General features: G+C 66.9%; 15 protein-coding genes. 10 read left to right on the forward strand and 5 right to left on the reverse strand.

Annotation, left to right across the window (positions count from 1 at the left end):
• Positions 1–22: 22 nt before the first annotated feature.
• The gene (sthA, locus tag GTK09_RS00955) at positions 23–1,447 is read right to left on the reverse strand and encodes a Si-specific NAD(P)(+) transhydrogenase (protein ID WP_163460613.1); all 1,425 of its coding nucleotides are present in this window, start codon (positions 1,445–1,447) and stop codon (positions 23–25) included.
• Between the two features lie 266 nt (positions 1,448–1,713).
• Between sthA and gshB the strand changes: the two genes are divergently transcribed.
• From gshB to GTK09_RS01005, 10 genes are all read left to right on the forward strand, one after another.
• Positions 1,714–2,652, forward strand: a complete 939-nt coding sequence (gene gshB / locus GTK09_RS00960; RefSeq protein ID WP_163460945.1) for a glutathione synthase — start codon at positions 1,714–1,716, stop codon at positions 2,650–2,652.
• Positions 2,653–2,828: 176 nt separating this feature from the next.
• The gene (locus GTK09_RS00965) at positions 2,829–3,602 is read left to right on the forward strand and encodes an SH3 domain-containing protein (RefSeq protein ID WP_163460614.1); all 774 of its coding nucleotides are present in this window, start codon (positions 2,829–2,831) and stop codon (positions 3,600–3,602) included.
• 386 nt (positions 3,603–3,988) lie between these two features.
• The gene (gene glyA, locus GTK09_RS00970; RefSeq protein WP_163460615.1) at positions 3,989–5,305 is read left to right on the forward strand and encodes a serine hydroxymethyltransferase; all 1,317 of its coding nucleotides are present in this window, start codon (positions 3,989–3,991) and stop codon (positions 5,303–5,305) included.
• A gap of 97 nt (positions 5,306–5,402) precedes the next feature.
• Positions 5,403–5,921, forward strand: coding sequence for a transcriptional regulator NrdR (nrdR, locus tag GTK09_RS00975; protein WP_163460616.1), 519 nt, complete (start codon positions 5,403–5,405; stop codon positions 5,919–5,921).
• Positions 5,911–7,059 carry a bifunctional diaminohydroxyphosphoribosylaminopyrimidine deaminase/5-amino-6-(5-phosphoribosylamino)uracil reductase RibD gene (gene ribD, locus GTK09_RS00980; protein ID WP_163460617.1) on the forward strand — a complete coding sequence of 383 codons (1,149 nt, stop codon included), beginning with the start codon at positions 5,911–5,913 and terminating at the stop codon, positions 7,057–7,059. The genes nrdR and ribD overlap by 11 nt, the downstream gene beginning before the upstream one ends.
• A complete protein-coding gene (locus GTK09_RS00985) occupies positions 7,059–7,670 on the forward strand; it encodes a riboflavin synthase (RefSeq protein ID WP_163460618.1) in 612 nt (203 codons plus the stop codon). Before ribD ends, GTK09_RS00985 begins: the two co-directional genes overlap by 1 nt.
• 143 nt (positions 7,671–7,813) lie before the next feature.
• Positions 7,814–8,263, forward strand: a complete 450-nt coding sequence (locus GTK09_RS00990; protein ID WP_163460619.1) for a 6,7-dimethyl-8-ribityllumazine synthase — start codon at positions 7,814–7,816, stop codon at positions 8,261–8,263.
• A 2-nt stretch (positions 8,264–8,265) separates the two neighbouring features.
• Positions 8,266–8,778: a transcription antitermination factor NusB gene (nusB, locus tag GTK09_RS00995; protein ID WP_163460620.1), complete on the forward strand. Its 513-nt coding sequence runs from the start codon at positions 8,266–8,268 to the stop codon at positions 8,776–8,778.
• Positions 8,775–10,010, forward strand: a complete 1,236-nt coding sequence (locus GTK09_RS01000; protein WP_312869528.1) for an MFS transporter — start codon at positions 8,775–8,777, stop codon at positions 10,008–10,010. Before nusB ends, GTK09_RS01000 begins: the two co-directional genes overlap by 4 nt.
• A gap of 207 nt (positions 10,011–10,217) precedes the next feature.
• Positions 10,218–12,368: a sodium-translocating pyrophosphatase gene (locus GTK09_RS01005; protein WP_163460621.1), complete on the forward strand. Its 2,151-nt coding sequence runs from the start codon at positions 10,218–10,220 to the stop codon at positions 12,366–12,368.
• A gap of 63 nt (positions 12,369–12,431) precedes the next feature.
• On the opposite strand, the gene GTK09_RS01010 is transcribed toward GTK09_RS01005, so the two are convergent.
• The 4 genes from GTK09_RS01010 to ahcY form a co-directional block, all read right to left on the reverse strand.
• Positions 12,432–13,178 (reverse strand): nucleotidyltransferase family protein, encoded by a 747-nt coding sequence (locus GTK09_RS01010; protein WP_163460622.1) that lies wholly within the window; start codon positions 13,176–13,178, stop codon positions 12,432–12,434.
• Positions 13,179–13,185: 7 nt separating this feature from the next.
• A complete protein-coding gene (gene tsaE, locus GTK09_RS01015) occupies positions 13,186–14,721 on the reverse strand; it encodes a tRNA (adenosine(37)-N6)-threonylcarbamoyltransferase complex ATPase subunit type 1 TsaE (protein WP_163460947.1) in 1,536 nt (511 codons plus the stop codon).
• Between the two features lie 109 nt (positions 14,722–14,830).
• Positions 14,831–17,458, reverse strand: a complete 2,628-nt coding sequence (locus GTK09_RS01020; protein ID WP_246217626.1) for a PAS domain-containing sensor histidine kinase — start codon at positions 17,456–17,458, stop codon at positions 14,831–14,833.
• Between the two features lie 217 nt (positions 17,459–17,675).
• Entirely contained in the window at positions 17,676–19,076 is a 1,401-nt protein-coding gene (gene ahcY, locus GTK09_RS01025) for an adenosylhomocysteinase (RefSeq protein WP_163460623.1), read from the reverse strand.
• Positions 19,077–19,260 lie beyond the last annotated feature (184 nt).

Here is a 19,260-nt window from a genome sequence, read left to right on the forward strand (position 1 = left end):
CAACTCCCGCGTCCAGTTGGTCCTACTCCTCGCCCGAAATATGCGGCGCCACGTCGGGGCCGGCCATGCGGTTGTAGGCGTCGAGGGCGGCGACCTTGTAGGCCTCGGCGAGGGTGGGATAATTGAAGGTGTTCTCGACGAAATAGTCGAGCGTGCCCTTCAGGTTGAGGACGGCTTGGCCGATGTGGATCAACTCGGTGGCGCCCTCGCCGACGATGTGGCAGCCGAGCAGGCGGCGGGTCTTCAGGCTGAAGATCATCTTCAGCATGCCCTTGTCGAGGCCCATGATGTGGCCGCGCGAGGTCTCGCGGAAACGGGCGGTTCCGACCTCGTAGGGGATGTGGCGTTCGGCCACCTCGCGCTCGGTCATGCCGACCATCGACATTTCCGGCACCGAATAGATGCCGTAGGGAAAGTATTCCGGCGGCTCGACGGCGGAAAAGCCGAAGGCGTGGCAGGCGGCGACGCGGCCCTGTTCCATCGAGGTCGAGGCGAGGCTCGGAAAGCCGATGACGTCGCCGGCGGCATAGATGTGCGGCACCGCGGTCTGCAGCGTCTTGGGATCGACGGCGAGACGGCCGCGATGGTCGGTCGACAGGCCGCAGGCTTCGAGATTGAGCGCGCGGGTCGAACCCATGCGGCCGGCGGCGAAGAGCAGCATCTGCGCACGCACGTGGCCGCCGCCCTCGAACTCGATCTTGCAGTAGTCGTCCGGGGTCTTCGTCACCGTCTCGACCTTGTGGCCGAAGCGCAGGACCATGCCTGAGTCCCGCAGCTGGTAGGTGAAGTCCGACAGGAGTTCCTTGTCGAGGAAGTCGAGCATGGAATCGCGCGGCTCGATGAGCGTCACCTTCACGTCGAGGGCGTTGAAGATCGTCGCATATTCGACGCCGATGACGCCGGCGCCGATGACCGCGATCGAGCGCGGCAGGGTGGCGAGCTCGATGATCTCGTCCGAGTCGAGGACGGTCTTGCCGTCGAAGGGGATGTAGTCCGGCCGGAACGGGTGGGTGCCGGTGGCGATCAGGAAGTTGGCGCCGGTGAAATGGTGGATGTCGCCTTCGTCGCCCGTGACCTCGATCGAATGGGCGTCGACGAAGCGCGCCTCGCCGCGCAGCACCGAGACGCGGTTGCGGGCGAACTGGTGTTCCAGCACCTCGACCTCGTGGCTGAGGGTGAGATGCAGGCGATCGCGCAGGTCGCTCGCGGTGATGTCCTTCTTGACCCGGTAGGCCCGGCCGTAGAAGCCGCGCTCGCGCCAGCCGGAGAGATTGAGAACCGTCTCGCGCAGGGTCTTCGACGGGATCGTGCCGGTATGAACTGAGACGCCGCCGACCTTCCGCCCCCGTTCGACGACGAGGACGCTTCGCCCCAGCTTGGCGGCCTGGATGGCGGCTCGGCGGCCGGAGGGGCCTGAGCCGATGACGATGAAGTCGTAATGCTCCACGATCGGACCTCGATTTGACGATTGTTGGTAAAGTCCGATCCCAGGTATTGCCGGAATGGCTTTTTGCAATGCAGCAAATACACCCTAACGCTTTTACGGGCCTGACGGCCGGGATAACGGCGGCGGATCGTCGCAAGGCCACGCTGCGCTCACGGCGCAATGGGATGCGAGCGGTGACCGATCCATCAACGCGGCCGACATTGCCAGCGGTCCGGCGCGGCGCTACCACCACCGGCAACGATCACGATCTAAGCGGAGATGCCGCCATGGCGCTCGATGTCGCCGTCCAGATGGACCACGTCTCGTCGATTTCGATCAAGGGCGATTCGACCTTCGCCATGTGCCTCGAAGCGCAGCGGCGCGGGCACTCGCTGTTCCACTATACGCCCGAGCGGCTGTCGCTGCGCGACGGCAGGGTGACGGTGCGCGGCGAGGTGATGGAACTGCGCGAGGAGGAGGGCAGCCATTTCACCCTCGGCCCTTCGGAAAAGCGCGATCTCGGCGACTCGGACGTCGTCCTGTTGCGCCAGGATCCGCCCTTCGACATGGCCTACATCACGGCGACCCACATCCTCGAGCGGGTGCAGCCGAAGACGCTCGTGGTCAACGATCCGGCGCAGGTGCGAAATGCGCCGGAAAAGATCTTCGTCACCGAATTTCCCGACCTGATGCCCGAGACGCTGATCACCAAGGACATGGCCGAGGTGATGGAGTTCCGCGCCGAGTTCGGCGATATCATCATGAAGCCGCTCTACGGCAATGGCGGGGCGGGCGTCTTCCACATCACCCCGCAGGACCGCAACCTCACCTCGTTCTTCGAGACCTTCGGCCTGCTCTACCGTGAGCCGTTCATCGTCCAGCGCTACCTCAAGGAGGTGCGCCAGGGTGACAAGCGCATCATCCTCGTCGACGGCGAGGTCGCCGGTGCGATCAATCGGGTCCCGGCCGAGACCGACGCACGCTCCAACATGCATGTCGGCGGCGTCGCTACCGCCACCGAGCTGACGGCGCGCGAACGGGAAATCTGCGCGCGGATCGGGCCGGCGCTGAAGGAGCGCAACCTCCTCTTCGTCGGCATCGACGTCATCGGTGGGCTGCTCACCGAGATCAACGTCACGTCGCCGACGGGCATCCGCGAGGTCTCGCGCTTCGGCGGCAACGACATCGCGGCGATGATCTGGGACGCGATCGAGGCGCGGCTCTGAGGCGACGCCGGGCCGATGCCGGCATTCTTCCGGCAGACGGCGCCTTCAGTCTCCGTTCAACATGAACGGCAGATGAAGGCGCCGTTACGGAACCGTTCGGACGCACTATGTTTTCCTGCAGTCGAAACGGTCGGGAGCCCCCGACCAGGGATTTTTCGGCAGGAGGAACACCCATCATGAAGAAGACGCTTCTCGCAGCGGCGGCGCTGGCGAGCGCCGTCGCGCTCCCCGCAGGCTCTGCCCATGCCTCGGAAAAGGCCATCGCGACCACCAACGTCAATTTGCGCGCCGGGCCCTCGACGGACTATCCGGTCGTCGACGTTCTCGTCGCCGGCGAGGGGCTGAGGGTGTTCGGCTGCCTGCAGACCCGCTCCTGGTGCGACGTGCGGTTCCGCGGCCAGCGTGGCTGGATCTCGGCCAACTACATCGCACTGACCGGCGGCAACTATTCCGGCCGTCACGACTTCGACCCCTATTCCGCGCCGGTGATCACCTTCTCGGTCGACAATTATTGGGGCGACCACTATCGCAGCCGCAACTTCTACCGCGACCGCGATCGCTTCCGGGGGCATCGGGGCCCGGATTGGGATCGTGGCGATCGCCGGGATCGCGATCATCGCGGCCCGGATCGCCACCGAGGCGACCGCGGCCCGGATCGCGATTGGGGTGACCGCGACGGCCGCGGCCCTCACCGGGGGCCTGACTACGGCGACCGCGGGCGGGATCGCGACCGTGGCGACAGGCGTCCCGATTTCCGTGATCGTGATCGTGATCGCGGGCCGGACCGCGCGGACTTCGACCGTCCCGGCCGCGGGCCGGACCGTGGCGATTTCGACCGCCGCGGCCGTGGGGACCATGGTGACCGCAATCGCGGGGGCCGCGACCATGACCGCGGCGGCCGCGGCGGAAACGACGGCAAGCCGCCGGTCCCGCTCTATCGTGTCGACTGACGGGGAAGCGGGTTCGCATGGCTGACGGAGCGGCGCCGCAGGTGCCCATGCGTCAGGAAATGCTGCGCCGGCGGCCGGATCGAAGATCCGGCCGCCGCTTTTGCGACTGGTCGTCCGCCACGCGCCACGGTCGCCATCCTGCGAGGGACGAGATCGTCCATCGTCTGCGGACTGATGCGGACCAGAAGCGAATTCGGCGAAAGCCGGGCGAATTTCGGTCTCCGCGGCCATTGCGAACAGCTGCACCTTGGCGCAGGCATGTCGGCTTGCTTGGAGATGGCCCGGCGCTGTGGTAAGCGGCACGTGAGCGGCCAGCCACGTACGCTTTCTCGCGCCTGGCTCCGGCCCCGCCGCCGAGCGACCATCCGCCAGAGGAGAGTGACACCATGAGCCAGGCCCCAAGCGCCGACGCCAAGAGCGATTTCTCGGGTTTCTTCACGACCCCCATTTCTGAGAGCGATCCGGACGTCTTCTCCGCCATGGAGAAGGAGCTCGGCCGCCAGCGCCACGAAATCGAGTTGATCGCCTCGGAGAACATCGTCTCGCGCGCCGTCATGGAAGCCCAGGGCTCCGTCCTCACCAACAAATATGCCGAGGGCTATCCCGGCCGGCGCTACTATGGCGGCTGCCAGTATGTCGACATCGTCGAGGAACTGGCGATCGACCGGGTGAAGACCCTGTTCGGCTGCGAATACGCCAACGTCCAGGCCAATTCCGGCAGCCAGGCCAACCAGGCGGTGCTGCTGGCGCTGTCGAAGCCCGGCGCGACGCTGCTCGGCATGAGCCTCGATGCCGGCGGCCATCTGACCCATGGCGCCAAGCCCAACCTCTCCGGCCGCTGGTTCAACGCCGTGCAGTACGGTCTCGACACCTCGACCGGCCTGATCGACTACGACCAGGTCGAGAGCTTGGCGATCGATACCAAGCCGGAGGTGATCGTCGCCGGCGGCTCGGCCTATTCGCGGCAGATCGACTTCGCGCGCTTCCGCGCCATCGCCGACAAGGTCGGCGCCTATCTCTGGGTCGACATGGCGCATTTCGCCGGGCTCGTCGCGGCCGGCCATCATCCGAGCCCGTTCCCGCATGCCCACGTCGCCACCTCGACGACCCACAAGACCCTGCGCGGCCCGCGCGGCGGCATCGTTCTGACCAACGACGCGGAGATCGCCAAGAAGATCAATTCCGCGATCTTCCCGGGCCTGCAGGGTGGCCCGCTGATGCATGTCATCGCCGGTAAGGCGGTGGCCTTCGGCGAGGCGCTGCAGCCGGGCTTCAAGTCCTACATCGCCGCCGTCTGCGAGAATGCCAAGGTTCTGGCCGAGACGCTGCGGGAGGGCGGCCTCGACATCGTCTCCGGCGGCACCGACACCCATCTGATGCTGGTCGACCTGCGCCCGATGAACCTCACCGGCAAGGCGTCGGAAAAGGCGCTCGGCCGGGCGAACGTCACCTGCAACAAGAACGGCGTGCCGAACGACCCGCAGAAGCCGATGATCACGTCGGGCATTCGGCTCGGCACCCCGGCGGCGACCAGCCGCGGCTTCGGCACCGCCGAATTCCGCGAGGTCGGCAAGCTGATCCTCGAAGTGCTGGACAGCCTGCGCAAGTCCAATTCGGAGGACGGCAACCCCGAGGTCGAGGCGTCGGTGAAGGAGCGCGTCATCGCGCTGACGGACCGTTTCCCGATCTATCAGGCGATCTGAGCGGGCCGGGAGCTTTTCGGCCAGCCGGACCATCCTTATCTGAGAAGGCCGCCTTCGCGCGGCCTTTTCTTTGTATGAATCCAGGAGTGGGGAAACGATGCGCTGTCCCTTTTGCGGCTCCCAGGACAGCCAGGTGAAGGATTCTCGCCCCGCCGAGGATGGCGCGGCGATCCGCCGGCGGCGGGTCTGCCCGGACTGTTCGGGCCGCTTCACCACTTTCGAGCGGGTGCAGTTGCGCGAACTTCACGTCTTGAAGAAATCCGGCAAGCGGGTGCCGTTCGAGCGCGACAAGCTCGCCCGTTCGATCGAGATCGCGTTGAGGAAGCGGCCCGTCGATCCCCCGAGGGTCGAGCGGATGATTTCCGGCATCGTGCGCCGGCTCGAACAGATGGGCGAGGCCGAGGTGCGGTCGGACGTGATCGGAGCGATGGTGATGGAGGCCCTGAGAGGTCTCGACGACGTCGCCTATGTGCGCTTCGCCTCGGTCTATCGCGATTTTGCCGAGGCGAGCGACTTCGAATCGGTGATCGGCGAGTTGGCGCGGACCCACAAGGAGGCTGTGATCGCGCCGACGCCGGCCGTCTCGATAGAACCGAGTGACTCCCATGACGACTGAGCATCCGATCTTTTCGCCGGAACGGCCCGAGGACCGACGCTTCATGGCAGCGGCGATCCGCTATGCCATGCGCAATGTCGGCCGGACGGGAACCAATCCTTCCGTCGCCACGCTGATCGTCCGGGACGAAAGCGACGGGCGCGGGCCGCGGATCGTCGGCCGCGGCGTCACCGCCCTCGGCGGCCGGCCCCATGCCGAGGCCGGCGCCCTGGCCGAGGCGGGCGAACTGGCGCGCGGCGCGACGGCCTATGTGACGCTCGAGCCCTGCGCCCATCACGGCCGCACGCCGCCCTGCGCCGAGGCCCTCGTCAGGGCCGGCATTGCGCGCGTGGTCTCGGCCGCCGCCGATCCGGATCCGCGGGTGAACGGCAAGGGGCACGGGATGTTGCTTGCGGGCGGCGTCTCGGTCACACCGCAGGTGATGGCGGGGGAGGCGGCCCGCACGATCGAGGGCTATCTCACCCGGCACCGCCTCGGCCGGCCGGGAGTGACCCTGAAACTCGCTCTGTCGCGGGACGGGCGGATCGGCGTCCGGGGTGGCGGGCAGGTGAAGATCACCGGGCCGACCTCCGACGCCCAGACCCATCTCGTGCGGGCTCGCCACGACGCCATCCTGGTCGGCGCCGGCACCGCGCTCGAAGACGATCCGCGGCTCGACTGCCGGTTGCCGGGCTTGGGCGACCGCTCGCCGGCGCGGATCGTCCTCGATCCGCATCTGCGCACCTCGCCGGAGATGACGGTGGCACGCACCGCCCGGACCGTGCCGACGATGATCGCGACCTATCAAAGTTCCGATGCCGGACGCCGTGCCGCGCTTGCGGTGGAGGGCGTTTCCTTCGTCGCCTGCGTCCCGGATCCCGAAACCGGCCGGGTGGCGCTGCCGGAACTTCTGGAGGATCTCGCCGCGACGGGCATCACCTCGATCATGGTCGAAGGCGGGGCGACGATCGCGGCGAGCTTTCTCGACGCGTCGCTGGTCGACCGGCTGATCCTGGCCGAGGGCGCAATCGAGATCGGCGAAGACGGGCTGAAGGCGCCGATCGACGTCGATGGCGCCCGGCGGCGTTTCGACCTGTTGCGCCAGGACGTTTTCGGCGCCGACAGATGGTTCGAATTTTCTTGCGGAGACAGGCTCTGATGTTCACCGGGATCGTCACCGACATCGGCCGGATCGAAGAGGTCGCGCCGCGCGAGGCGGGCAAGGCCTTCCGCGTCGCCACCGAATACGACCCCAGGGGCATCGACATCGGCGCGTCGATCGCCTGCGCCGGGGTCTGCCTCACCGTGACGGCGCTGCCCGAGCCGACGTCGAACGCTCGCTGGTTCGAGGTCGAGGCCTGGGAAGAAGCGTTGCGGCTGACCAGCGCCGGCACCTGGCAGGCGGGGACGCAGATCAATCTCGAACGGTCCCTGAAGGTCGGCGACGAACTCGGTGGCCATCTCGTCTCCGGCCATGTCGACGGCCGGGCGGAGATCGTTTCGCGCAATGACGAGGGGGAGGCGGTACGGTTTCGCCTGAGGGCGCCACAGGAGCTGAAGCAGTACATCGCCCGCAAGGGCTCCGTCTGCCTCGACGGCACGTCGCTGACGGTGAATTCGGTCGATGACGACGTCTTCGACGTCCTGCTCATTCGGCACTCGCTCGCGGTGACGACATGGGGCGAACGGCAGCCCGGCGACGTCGTCAATCTTGAGATCGACCAGATTGCGCGCTATGCCGAGCGCCTGTTCGGTGCGCCGACCGGCTGAAGCGACCGCGTCGCTTCTTTTCCGGCTCCGCGCCGCCTTCGATCTTACGCTCCACGTCGCCCAGAAGATCCGCAGATCCATCGATTGACCGGTAGACGCGCAAGAGCGTCCAGCGGCGACAAGGCCTTGAAAGGGCACATCCCATGGCGGCCAAACCGCACATCCTGATCGTCGAGGCGCGCTATTACGAGCACGTCGCCGATCATCTCCTGACTGGCGCCAAGGCCGCACTCGAGGAAGTCGGCGCGACCTACGAGGTCGTCACCGTGCCGGGCGCTCTCGAAGCGCCCGCGGCAATCGTCTTCGCCCTGTCCGGCGCCGACGGCGGCGGCACGGACTACGACGGCTTCGTCGCGCTCGGCTGCGTCATTCGCGGCGAGACGTTCCACTTCGACATCGTCGCGGGCGAATCCGCCCGGGCGCTGATGTCGCTCTCCGTCGACGAGGGCATTGCCATCGGCAACGGCATCCTCACCGTCGAGAACGAGGAACAGGCGCTGGTGCGCGCCGATCCCGACAGGAAGAACAAGGGCGGCGAGGCGGCGCGGACGGCGCTGCGCATGGTCGCCCTCCGGGACCATTTCGGAGCCTGACGATGGTGGAATCCGCGCAGCCGCAACGGCCGGCGGCGAAGGCCGCCAACAAGCGGGGCGCAGCGCGCCTCGCCGCCGTCCAGGCACTGTATCAGATGGAGGTCGGCGGTTCGACCTTGATGGAAACCGTCGCCGAGTACGAATCCTTCCGGCTCGGCCGGGAGATCGACGGCGAGCAGTATCGCGATGCCGATGCTGCCTGGTTTCGCGACGTCGTCTCGGGCGTCGTGCGTCAGCAGACGGCAATCGACCCGCTGATCCACAAGGCGCTGCCGACCGACTGGCCGCTCGCCCGCCTCGACACGACGTTGCGGGCGCTGATGCGCGCCGGCGTCTTCGAAATCCGTTCGCGGCTGGACGTTCCGGTCGCAGTCATCATCAACGAATATGTCGACGTGGCGCGGGCTTTCTACACCGAGGAGGAGCCGCGGCTGGTGAACGCCGTGCTCGACCGGATCGCCAAGGAACAACGCCCCGAGGCGGGCGGAAACGCCGCAAGGCGCGAACGGCCGTGACCGTCGCGGCGGAGCCGGTCGGCGGATTGGGGATCAGGACCGCGCGGCGTAATGCCCTCGTCCTGGCTGCCGCCCAGGCCATCGTCGGCTCGGCCGCCCCGGTGGCGATCTCCACCGGCGGCCTCGCTGGCACCTGGCTGCTGCTCGAGGACAAGTCGCTGGCGACGCTGCCGGTCACCGGCTTCAACGTCGGCGTCGCGCTCGGTGCGCTGCCGGCGGCGGCGCTGATGCGGGCGATCGGGCGGCGGCTCGGCTTTTCCTCCGGGGCGCTGGTCGTTTCGATCGGCGGGATGCTTGCCGCCTTCGCGCTGCTGGCCCAGTCCTTCTGGTTCTTCGTCGCGTCGATGCTGCTGGTCGGCTGCGGCAACGCCTTCACCCAGCAATATCGCTTCGCCGCGACTGACGGTGCGCCGCGCGACTATCAGGCGCGGGCGATCTCCGTCGTTTTGGCCGGCGGCATGTTCGCCGCGGTCATCGGCCCGCAGATGGTCAACTTCACCACCGGCCTTTTCCGGCCGGCGGAATTTGCCGGCGCCTTCTTCGGCGTCTCGATCCTCGGCTTTGTCGGTGTCTTCGTGCTGTCCCGGCTGAAGGTGGTCGACGCGGCCGTGGCCGAGCCGGGCGAGGCGCCGTCCGCTCCCGCCCGCCCGCTCTCCCAGATCCTCGTCCAGCCGCGTTTCCTGACGGCGCTTCTGTGCGGCGTCGGCAGCTACGCGATGATGAGCTTCGTCATGACCGGCGCGCCGCTCGCCATCGTCGCCTGCGGCCACCCCCAGGAGATCGGCTTCTTCGGCATCCAGTGGCACGTCATGGCGATGTTCGGGCCGAGCTTCTTCACCGGTCGGCTGATCGCCCGCTATGGCAAGGAGCGGGTCATCGCGGCGGGGCTCCTGGCGCTTCTTGCCAGCTTCGGGGTGTTCCTGTCGGGCATCTCCGTCTGGCAGTTCTGGCTCGGCCTCGTTCTTCTCGGTCTCGGCTGGAACTTCGGCTTCATTGGCGCGACGGCGATGGTCGCCGACACCTACCGGCCTTCCGAGAAGGGCAAGACGCAAGGCTTTCACGATCTCGCTCTGTTCACGACCGTGGCCTTTTCCTCGTTCATGTCGGGACGGGTCTTCGTCACCAGCGGCTGGGAGACGATGAACCTCGTCGCCCTGCCGATCGCCCTCGTCTGCATGGCGGCGATCGCCCTGGAGGCGCGCCGCGCCGGCGCCCGGCTGCTTCCGGGCTGACCAGGCGGAGGCGACGGGGCCGGCTGGTCCCGCCGGACCGATCGCTGCCCTTGCATTTCCCGCCTTCACTCCCTGCGCTTGACGCGGCGACGCGCTCATATAACCTCCGCTTGCCTTTGGTCGCGGGGGAGCAAGTCGGCCGGGGCTCACGAAGCCATAAAAGGGATCGTCGCCGGCCGAGCGCCTGCGACCAAGCGAGGAAACGGCATGCAGACAATTCTATGGGTCGTGGCGCTGTGCGGGCTGCTGGCGCTCGTCTACGCCATGTGGGCTACACGCTCCGTTCTTGCCGCCGATCAGGGCTCGGCCCGCATGCAGGAGATCGCCGGGGCGATCCGCGAGGGCGCTCAGGCCTATCTCGCCCGGCAATATACGACCATCGCCATCGTCGGCGTCGTCGTCTTCGCGCTGACCTGGCTGCTCCTGTCTCTCTACGCCGCCGCGGGCTTTGCCATCGGCGCGATCCTGTCCGGCCTCGCCGGCTTCGTCGGCATGAACGTCTCGGTCCGGGCGAACGTCCGCACCGCCCAGGCGGCCGCCCGCTCGCTCGGCGCCGGCCTCGGCGTCGCCTTCAAGTCGGGTGCGATCACCGGCATGCTCGTCGCCGGCCTCGCGCTGCTCGGCGTCACCCTCTATTTCCTGGCGCTGACCGCCTGGTTCGGCTTCCAGCCGGCCGACCGCACGGTCATCGACGCGCTGGTCTCGCTCGGCTTCGGCGCCTCGCTGATCTCGATCTTCGCTCGCCTCGGCGGCGGCATCTTCACCAAGGGCGCCGACGTCGGCGGCGACCTCGTCGGCAAGGTCGAGGCTGGCATTCCCGAGGACGATCCGCGCAACCCGGCCACCATCGCCGACAATGTCGGCGACAATGTCGGCGATTGCGCCGGCATGGCGGCCGATCTGTTCGAGACCTATGCGGTGACCGTCGTCGCCACCATGGTGCTCGGGGCGATCTTCTTCGCCGGCTCGACCGTCATCGAGAGCGTGATGATCTATCCGCTGGCGATCTGCGGCGCCTGCATCATCACCTCGATCATCGGCACCTTCTTCGTCCGGCTCGGCGCCAACGGCTCGATCATGGGCGCGCTCTACAAGGGCCTGTGGGTGACGACAATCCTGTCGATCGTCGGCCTCGCCGCCGCCACCTGGGCGACCGTCGGCTTCGGCGACGTCGGCCAGTCCTCGGCCGGCATCACCATCAACGGCCTCAACCTGTTCATCTGCGGCATCGTCGGCCTCGCCGTCACCGGGCTGATCGTCTGGATCACCGAGTTCTACACCGGCATCGGCTTCCGGCCGGTGCGTTCGATCTCGGAGGCCTCGGTTTCCGGCCACGGCACCAACGTCATCCAGGGCCTTGCCGTGTCGCTCGAGGCGACGGCGCTGCCGACGATCGTCATCGTCGCCGGCATCATCTCGACCTACCAGCTCGCCGGCCTCTACGGCACCGGCATCGCGGTCACCGCCATGCTCGGCGTCGCCGGCATGATCGTCGCCCTCGACGCCTTCGGCCCGGTGACCGACAATGCCGGCGGCATCGCCGAGATGGCGGGTCTTCCCGCCGACGTGCGCCGCTCGACCGACGCGCTCGACGCGGTCGGCAACACCACCAAGGCTGTGACCAAGGGCTATGCCATCGGCTCCGCCGGCCTCGGCGCGCTGGTGCTCTTTGCCGCCTACAACTACGACCTCCAGTACTTCGTCCAGCAGGCCGAGGCCGGCAACGGTTTCGAGTACTTCCGAGGTGTCCAGCCGGACTTCGCGCTCACCAACCCCTATGTCGTCGTCGGTCTCCTGCTCGGTGGCCTGATCCCGTTCCTGTTCGGCGGCATCGCGATGACGGCGGTCGGCCGGGCGGCGAGTTCGGTCGTCGAAGAGGTGCGCCGGCAGTTCCGCGAGAAGCCCGGCATCATGGCGGGCACCGAGCGGCCGGACTATGCAAGGGCGGTCGATCTCCTGACCAAGGCGGCGATCAAGGAGATGGTGGTGCCGTCGCTGCTGCCGGTGCTGGCACCGATCGTCGTCTACTTCGCGGTCTATCTGATCTCGGACAAAAGCCAGGCCTTCTCGGCGGTCGGCGCGATGCTGCTCGGGGTCATCGTCACCGGCATCTTCGTGGCGATCTCGATGACCTCCGGCGGCGGCGCCTGGGACAACGCCAAGAAGTCCTTCGAGGACGGCTTCGTCGATGCGGCGGGCGTGCGCCACATGAAGGGCTCCGACGCCCATAAGGCGTCCGTCACCGGCGACACGGTGGGCGATCCCTACAAGGATACGGCGGGCCCGGCGGTGAACCCGGCGATCAAGATCACCAACATCGTGGCGCTGCTATTGCTGGCGGTGCTGGCGCATCAGTGATCTGGGAGGGGCGGCTCGGCCGCCCCTTTCTTCATCTGCTGGCGAGCGCGGACACCCGTTCACTCACGCCGCGGCGCTGGCGAGGAAGGCGGCTTCGGCGAGCGGAATGGCGGAGGGGGTGCCGACGGTGATCCAGACGCCGTCGAGCCGGACGCCGTAGAGCCGCTCGGCCTCGATCGCGCGATCGAAGATCCGGTTCAGCGAAAAGCGTTCGGCCTTCATGCCCTCGAACAACTCCGGCTTCAGGATGGCGCCGCCGGCATAGATGAAGGGCGAGACCACCCGCTCGGGCACCCGCGAGAGCCGGCCGGTCGGATCCATCACGAAGTCGCCATTGCCGTCGTAGCCGGTGGAGTGGCGCATCTCGGCAATCAGCAGCGAGACGTCCATCCGGGCGGAGTCCCAGAGTTCGGCGAGAAGATCGAGATTGTCCCGGTAGCCGTCGATCCAGAACGTGTCCGCGTTGAGCACGTAGAACGGATCGGTGCCGAATTCGGGCAGAGCCTTGACGATGCCGCCGCCGGAATCGAGCAGCATGTCGGTTTCGTCGGAGACGACGATCTCCATGTCCCGGCGCTTCCGCAGATGGGCGCGCATCAGATCGGCCATGTAGTGGACGTTGACGACCACCGTCTCGACGCCGTTGCGCGCCAATGCGTCGAGACCGTAGTCGATCAGGGCGCGGCCGCGGACCTCGATCAGCGGCTTGGGCATGGTGGAGGTGATCGGACGCATGCGCTTGCCGAGACCGGCGGCGAGGATCATCGCGGTCTTCGGCTTGAGGCGGGTCCTGGTCTTGGCGATCTGCATGGTGTTTTCAGTCGTTCGAGCGGTAGCGCCCTGGGCCGGTCTCGTCGACGAGGCCCCAGGTGCCGTAAAGATGGCTGAGGGCGGACAGGGAGGGATGGCCCAGCGTCCGGCCGAGATATCCCTTAAGCCGCGGTATGTGACGTAGATATTGCGGCTTGCCGTCTCTTTTGAGAAGGCGGACGAAAATTCCCAGAATCTTCGATGCGCGCTGGGCGGCCATGATGGCGTAGTCGCGTTCGAAGGCGAAGGCGTCGAAGGTTGGATCCTCGGCGCGCCGGCCGGCGACATAGGCTGCCGTCAGCGCGACTTCGAGCTCGGCCGAAACGTCGACCCGCGCATCCTGGGCGAGCGAGGCGACGTCGTAGGCCGAGGGACCGATCAGCGCGTCCTGGAAGTCGATGAGGCCGATCCTGTGCACGCCTTCGGCGTTTGGGCGATAGATCACGTTGGGCGAGTGGAAGTCGCGCAGGACGAGGCTCGTCTCTGCCTGCTCCAGTTCGTCGAAAAGGGCGTTCCAGCATTCTGCAAAGAGCGCCCGCTCGTCCTCGCTCGCCGGACGGCCGAAGGCATCCGGGATGTACCAGTCGAGCAAGAGTTCGACCTCGATCGTCATGGCGCGGCGGTCGTAGGCAGGGACGCGGTAGATGCCGGCGCCGGGAACCTGAAGCTCGCCCGGCCAGGCGACGCCATGGAAGTCGGCAAGTAAGCGGGCGGCCTCGAGATAGCGATCGGCGATCGGTCGTCGTTCCGCGTCGATGATTTGCCCGGCGCCGAGATGCTCGATCAGGAGCAGGCCCCGGTCGAGATCAGCGCGGTAGATGGCCGGCGCGGCGAAGCCTGCCTTCTTCAGCGCCGTCCCGATGGCGACGAAGGGCGTCACGTCCTCGGCGAGATGGGCAATCCGGCTGTAGGGCAGGCCGTCACGGATCGGCGGGCCGTCCGGCTGGCGCGGCGCATCCATCAGGACCAGGGTGTTCGTCCCGGCAGCGACCGTTTCGTAGCGCCGGCTCGATGCGTCGCCGAAGAAGCGCCGGCGCGGGGCGGTATCGAAGCCCGCCGCGGCGAGGAATTGGCGAATGGCCAAAGTGCGCTCGACGCGGGGCTGGGCTGCGCCGGTCGCTGCGACGACGGCGAGGCGGCCGCCATCCGCCGTCACGGACAGGTCGATGACGATGGTCGCGGCGTCGCGGGCCTCGGCCGCGCGGTCGGGCCACTCGACGAGGACGACCCCGGCCGCGGCGGCCTCGGCGAAGCCGAGTTCGACGAGCTCCTCGCCGGAACCGAGGCGATAAAGGTCGAAATGGGCGACCGGAGGCTCGGTCTCGTAGGGCTGGACCAGCGTGTAGGTGGGCGAGGGGACTTCGAGATCCGCGTCGTCGGCGAGGGCCCGGATCAAGGCCCGGGCGAGGGTCGACTTGCCGGCGCCGAGATCGCCGGACAAGGCGACGACGTCGCCGGGCCTCGCCACCATCGCGAGGTCGACGCCGAGACGCTCCGTGGCGCTCGCGTCGGCAAGCGTCAGCCGGGCGATTTCCCTCTCCATATCGACGGCGGTGCCCAACTGTTTCGCCACAGGTTTCGCTTCGTTCTCGTCGTTCATGGCTTCGCCGCGTGCATCGGCGGGGCGGATGGGGGAAGCCCCGTCGCCGCGATCATTCCGCGGCATCCCTGAACCGTTCGGAGCGGCCGCTGTCCTCGTCCGGGGGGAAATTGCCGAGCGGGAAATGGCAGATCACCGCCGTGCCCGACCCCGGCATGGAGCGAACCTCGACGTGGCCATGATGCAACTCGACGAAGCTCTTGACGATGGACAGGCCGAGACCGGCGCCCGACTGTCGTCCGCCGCTCGGATCGGCCTCGAAGCGCTCGAAGATCTTGTCGATCTGGTTCGTCGCGATGCCCGGCCCGTCGTCGGACACCTCGAAGGAGATCTGCCCGTCGCCACGCCAGGCGCGGACGCCGACGACCGAGCCGGCCGGGGCGAAATTCGCGGCGTTGGAGAGGAGGTTGAATAGGATCTGAGTCAGCCGGTGCCCGTCGGCGTTGAAGCTCGTCCCTGCATCGGCAAGATCGATCCTGAGACTGATGTCGGCTGCCTCGAAGCGGTCCCGGACGCCGTCCACCGCCTGCTCGACGGTGCGGGCGATGTCGACCTCGGAAAGCTCCAGTTCCATGATGCCGGCGTCGACCGTGGCGAGATCGAGAATGTCGTTGACGATGGTCAGAAGCGTCGAGGTCGAGGAAGAGATGTAGTCGAGATACTCGCTCTGGCGTTCGTTCAGCGGCCCGGTCTCGGCCGATCGGAGCAGAGCCGAAAAGCCGATGATGTTGGTCAGCGGCGAACGCAGCTCGTAGTTCACGTGCTGGACGAAATCCGTCTTGATCTGGTTTGCCTGCTCCAGAGCGTCGTTGCGCTCGCGCAGGACCAGTTCGGCGGCACGCGCTTCCGAGATGTTGGAGAAGGTCAGCATCGTCAGACCGTTCGGCAACGGAACGATGGTGTAGTTGAAGATGCCGCCGTCGGACAGGCTGATCTCGCCGCGCAACGTGTCGCGGCCATGGTCGTCGAAGGCGGTGACCTGCTCCACGAACAGGCGCCAGCCTTGCGACAGGCCGGGCTCGGCCACGCCTCCGGGGCCGAGCGTCCGCTCCACGTTCACGTGGCAGTGATCGGGCAGCGCCTGAATCCGCGCGCCCTTCGCCAGGTGGACGGGATCGATCCCCCACATGTCGGCGAAGGCCGGGTTGGACAGCCGCATCCGCCCGTCGCTGCCGAACACGGCGACGGCTTCCGAGAGATAGTCGATGGTCTCGCGCTGCAGCCGGACCGTCGCCTTCACCTGGCTCTCGAGTTCCAGCTTCTCGGTGATGTCCTCGAACACCCAGGTGGCGCCGCCACGCGGCTGCGGCGTCGCGATGACGCGGAGCGTCCGACCGTCGGCGAGATGCCACATGTCTTCGGTCGGCTCGGTGGCGCGATAGGCGGCGAGGTCCTGCTCGCGCATCTCCGAGCGCACCAGCTTCTCGATCGGCAGGATGCCGCGGGTGCGCAGATGATCGAGCAGCGTGACATGGTCCGGCTCGGTCTCGAGATAGGCATTGGTCAGGTCGAACAGGCGCTGGAAGGCGGCGTTGTAATAGGCCAGGCGGGTCTTCTCGTCGAAGCGCGCGACGGCCGTCGCGAGCTGGTTCAGGGTCTCGGACTGGCTTTCGATCGTCTGGTGCAGCTCCATGCGGACCTGCTCGGTCTCAGAGACGTCGATGGCAAGGCCCGCCGAGCCGATCGGGCCGAGGGCCTCGACGACGTTGAAGTTGCGGCGGTCGGCCTCGACGACGGTCGAGAGCTTCGCCGTGAAGGGCCGGTTCTCGGCGACCTGTTTGGCAACCCGCAGCCGGTCCTGGGCGCTGAGGAATTCCACCTGACGTTCGAGGACGTCGCCGACCGTCGGCGCATCGACAGCCGTCGCATAGGCGCGATTGACCCAGGTCAGCCGGCCGCTCCTGTCGCGCATCCACAGGGCGATGGGCGCCTGGTCGAATAGCTGCTGCATCGTCTCGACCTCGGCCTCGGCCCGGGCGAGGGCATTGGTCAGCTCGTCGAGGCGCTTGCGCAGGCCCTCGAGGACGGTGAACTTGACCATTGCGAGGCCGCCCGATGTGCGACCGACCGCCTCGACCACGAACTCGGCGTCGAGGTCGACGGCGATGCGGAAGGGCTTGGCATCGTCCAGAAGGGCCGCGATGGCGGCTTCGAGACGGTCAACCGCTTCGGCCGGCATCCAGTCGGCGAAGATCAGGAAGCGTTCGGGATCGCCGGGGATGCGGCCATTGCTGCCGGGCATCTGGCCGATGACCTCCGGCTGCCCGGTGCCGGCGAAGACGAGGATGCGCTCGCCACCCGCCACGAGGAGGGCCGTGCGGGCGTCCGCCCTGAGGTGTGCGTCATGGAGGAGGCCCTGAAGCTCGGCGTTTTCGCCTTGCAGGACAGCCTGCTGGCGGACCATGAAGGTCGCCGCGAGCATCACCGCGCCGATGACGAAGGCGAGGACGGAAAGGTGCAGGAGGTCGCCCTCTGAAAGCACCCCGCTCAGTTGGAAGGCGGCGCCCGGCTCGGCGGCCAGAGCGCGTTCCGGCAGGAAGATCAGCCCGACAGACTGGACGGCGAGGATCGCCATGATGGCAGTCACGGCATTGGGCGGAGCCGCGTGTGCATTCGCCGTTTCGGAATCCGTTCGCAATCCGATGGCGCCCCCGCGCCCGGATCCGATGTCTTTCGACATGTGAGCCTGTCCTCGTCTTTGCCGCCGCTATCGAGACTGAACTCAACGCGTCTCTGTCGAGGCTTTCTAATCCGCATCGGAAAGCCTTGATTCGGACATATTAGCGGCTGGCGAGTCGGGCGCAATCCGTAATATTTAACTAAAGATAAAATGAAATGGCCCGGCGAGGCTTGCGCTTCGCCGGGCCATGTGAATCGCCCTTGATGGGAGATGCAAATCAGTAGCGGTAGTGCTCGGGCTTGTAAGGGCCCTGCTGGGTGACGCCGATATAGGCTGCCTGTTCTTCCGTGAGCTCCGACAACCTTGCGCCGAGCTTGCCGAGATGCAGGCGGGCGACCTTTTCATCGAGATGCTTGGGCAGGACGTAGACCTGGTTCTGGTACTGCTCGCCCTTGGTGAAGAGCTCGATCTGCGCCAGCGTCTGGTTGGTGAAGGACGCCGACATCACGAAGCTCGGATGGCCGGTGGCGTTGCCGAGGTTGAGCAGGCGGCCCTCGGAGAGGAGCAGCATGCGGTTGCCCTTGGCGAACTCGATCATGTCGACCTGCGGCTTGATGTTCGTCCACTTGAGGTTCTTCAGGGCTTCCACCTGAATCTCGTTGTCGAAGTGGCCGATGTTGCCGACGATCGCCATGTCCTTCATCTCGCGCATGTGCTCGATGCGGATGACGTCCTTGTTGCCGGTGGTGGTGATGAAGATGTCGGCCGAGGAGACGACGTCCTCGAGCTGCACCACCTCGAAGCCGTCCATCGCCGCCTGCAGGGCGCAGATCGGATCGACCTCGGTGACCTTGACGCGGGCGCCTGCGCCCTGGAGCGAAGCGGCCGAGCCCTTGCCGACGTCGCCATAGCCGCAGACGACCGCGACCTTGCCGGCCATCATCACGTCGGTGCCGCGGCGGATGCCGTCGACCAGCGACTCCTTGCAGCCGTACTTGTTGTCGAACTTCGACTTGGTGACGCTATCGTTGACGTTGATCGCCGGGAAGGGCAGGAGGCCCTTCTTCTGCAGCTGATAGAGACGGTTGACGCCGGTGGTCGTCTCTTCGGTGACGCCCTTGATGGCATCGCGCTGCTTGGTGAAGAAGCCCGGCGTCTCGGCCATGCGCTTCTTGATCTGGGCGAAGAGGATGGTCTCTTCCTCGCTGCCCGGGTTGGACAGGACGTCCTCGCCGGCCTCGGCGCGGGCGCCGGTCAGGATGTACATCGTGGCGTCGCCGCCATCGTCGAGGATCATGTTCGACGGCTGGCCGTCCGGCCACTGGAAGATCTTGTCGGTGTAGGTCCAGTATTCCTCAAGGGTCTCGCCCTTGATCGCGAAGACCGGGACGCCGGCGGCGGCGATCGCGGCGGCGGCATGGTCCTGGGTCGAGAAGATGTTGCAGGAGGCCCAGCGGACCTCGGCGCCGAGCGCCGTCAGCGTCTCGATGAGAACGCCGGTCTGGATCGTCATGTGCAGCGAGCCGGTGATCCGGGCGCCCTTCAGCGGCTTGTCGGCGCCGAACTCCTCGCGGCAGGCCATCAGGCCCGGCATCTCGGTCTCGGCGATGTCGAGTTCCTTGCGGCCGTAATCGGCGAGGGCAATGTCCTTGACGATGTAATCGGTCTGTTCGCTCATGGTGGGGAACTCCCTTCCTTGATGTGGATGATGAAACTGGGCGCGGATCGGACCCGAGCGTTGGCGCTGGCTTTAGCAGGCGAGACACAGAGCCACAAGGGGATATAAACATTTGTTTATGTCTTGATCGGATTTTCTGCGTTGGGAATCCGTCGGCGGGCAGGATAGGATTGGCCGGTGTCAC

Origin of the sequence: Jiella pacifica, from assembly GCF_010500815.1 — a bacterium.
Taxonomy (GTDB): domain Bacteria; phylum Pseudomonadota; class Alphaproteobacteria; order Rhizobiales; family Rhizobiaceae; genus Jiella; species Jiella pacifica.

Excerpts from the sequence above, each read along its gene's own strand:
- nusB (WP_163460620.1), top strand. The coding sequence starts at position 8,266 with ATGGTGGAATCCGCGCAGCCGCAACGGCCGGCGGCGAAGGCCGCCAAC.
- ribD (WP_163460617.1), top strand. The coding sequence starts at position 5,911 with ATGACGACTGAGCATCCGATCTTTTCGCCGGAACGGCCCGAGGACCGA.
- nrdR (WP_163460616.1), top strand. The coding sequence starts at position 5,403 with ATGCGCTGTCCCTTTTGCGGCTCCCAGGACAGCCAGGTGAAGGATTCT.
- gshB (WP_163460945.1), top strand. The coding sequence starts at position 1,714 with ATGGCGCTCGATGTCGCCGTCCAGATGGACCACGTCTCGTCGATTTCG.
- GTK09_RS01010 (WP_163460622.1), bottom strand. The coding sequence starts at position 13,178 with ATGCAGATCGCCAAGACCAGGACCCGCCTCAAGCCGAAGACCGCGATG.
- ahcY (WP_163460623.1), bottom strand. The coding sequence starts at position 19,076 with ATGAGCGAACAGACCGATTACATCGTCAAGGACATTGCCCTCGCCGAT.
- GTK09_RS01005 (WP_163460621.1), top strand. The coding sequence starts at position 10,218 with ATGCAGACAATTCTATGGGTCGTGGCGCTGTGCGGGCTGCTGGCGCTC.
- GTK09_RS00965 (WP_163460614.1), top strand. The coding sequence starts at position 2,829 with ATGAAGAAGACGCTTCTCGCAGCGGCGGCGCTGGCGAGCGCCGTCGCG.
- GTK09_RS00985 (WP_163460618.1), top strand. The coding sequence starts at position 7,059 with ATGTTCACCGGGATCGTCACCGACATCGGCCGGATCGAAGAGGTCGCG.
- glyA (WP_163460615.1), top strand. The coding sequence starts at position 3,989 with ATGAGCCAGGCCCCAAGCGCCGACGCCAAGAGCGATTTCTCGGGTTTC.
- GTK09_RS01020 (WP_246217626.1), bottom strand. The coding sequence starts at position 17,458 with ATGTCGAAAGACATCGGATCCGGGCGCGGGGGCGCCATCGGATTGCGA.
- tsaE (WP_163460947.1), bottom strand. The coding sequence starts at position 14,721 with ATGGAGAGGGAAATCGCCCGGCTGACGCTTGCCGACGCGAGCGCCACG.
- GTK09_RS00990 (WP_163460619.1), top strand. The coding sequence starts at position 7,814 with ATGGCGGCCAAACCGCACATCCTGATCGTCGAGGCGCGCTATTACGAG.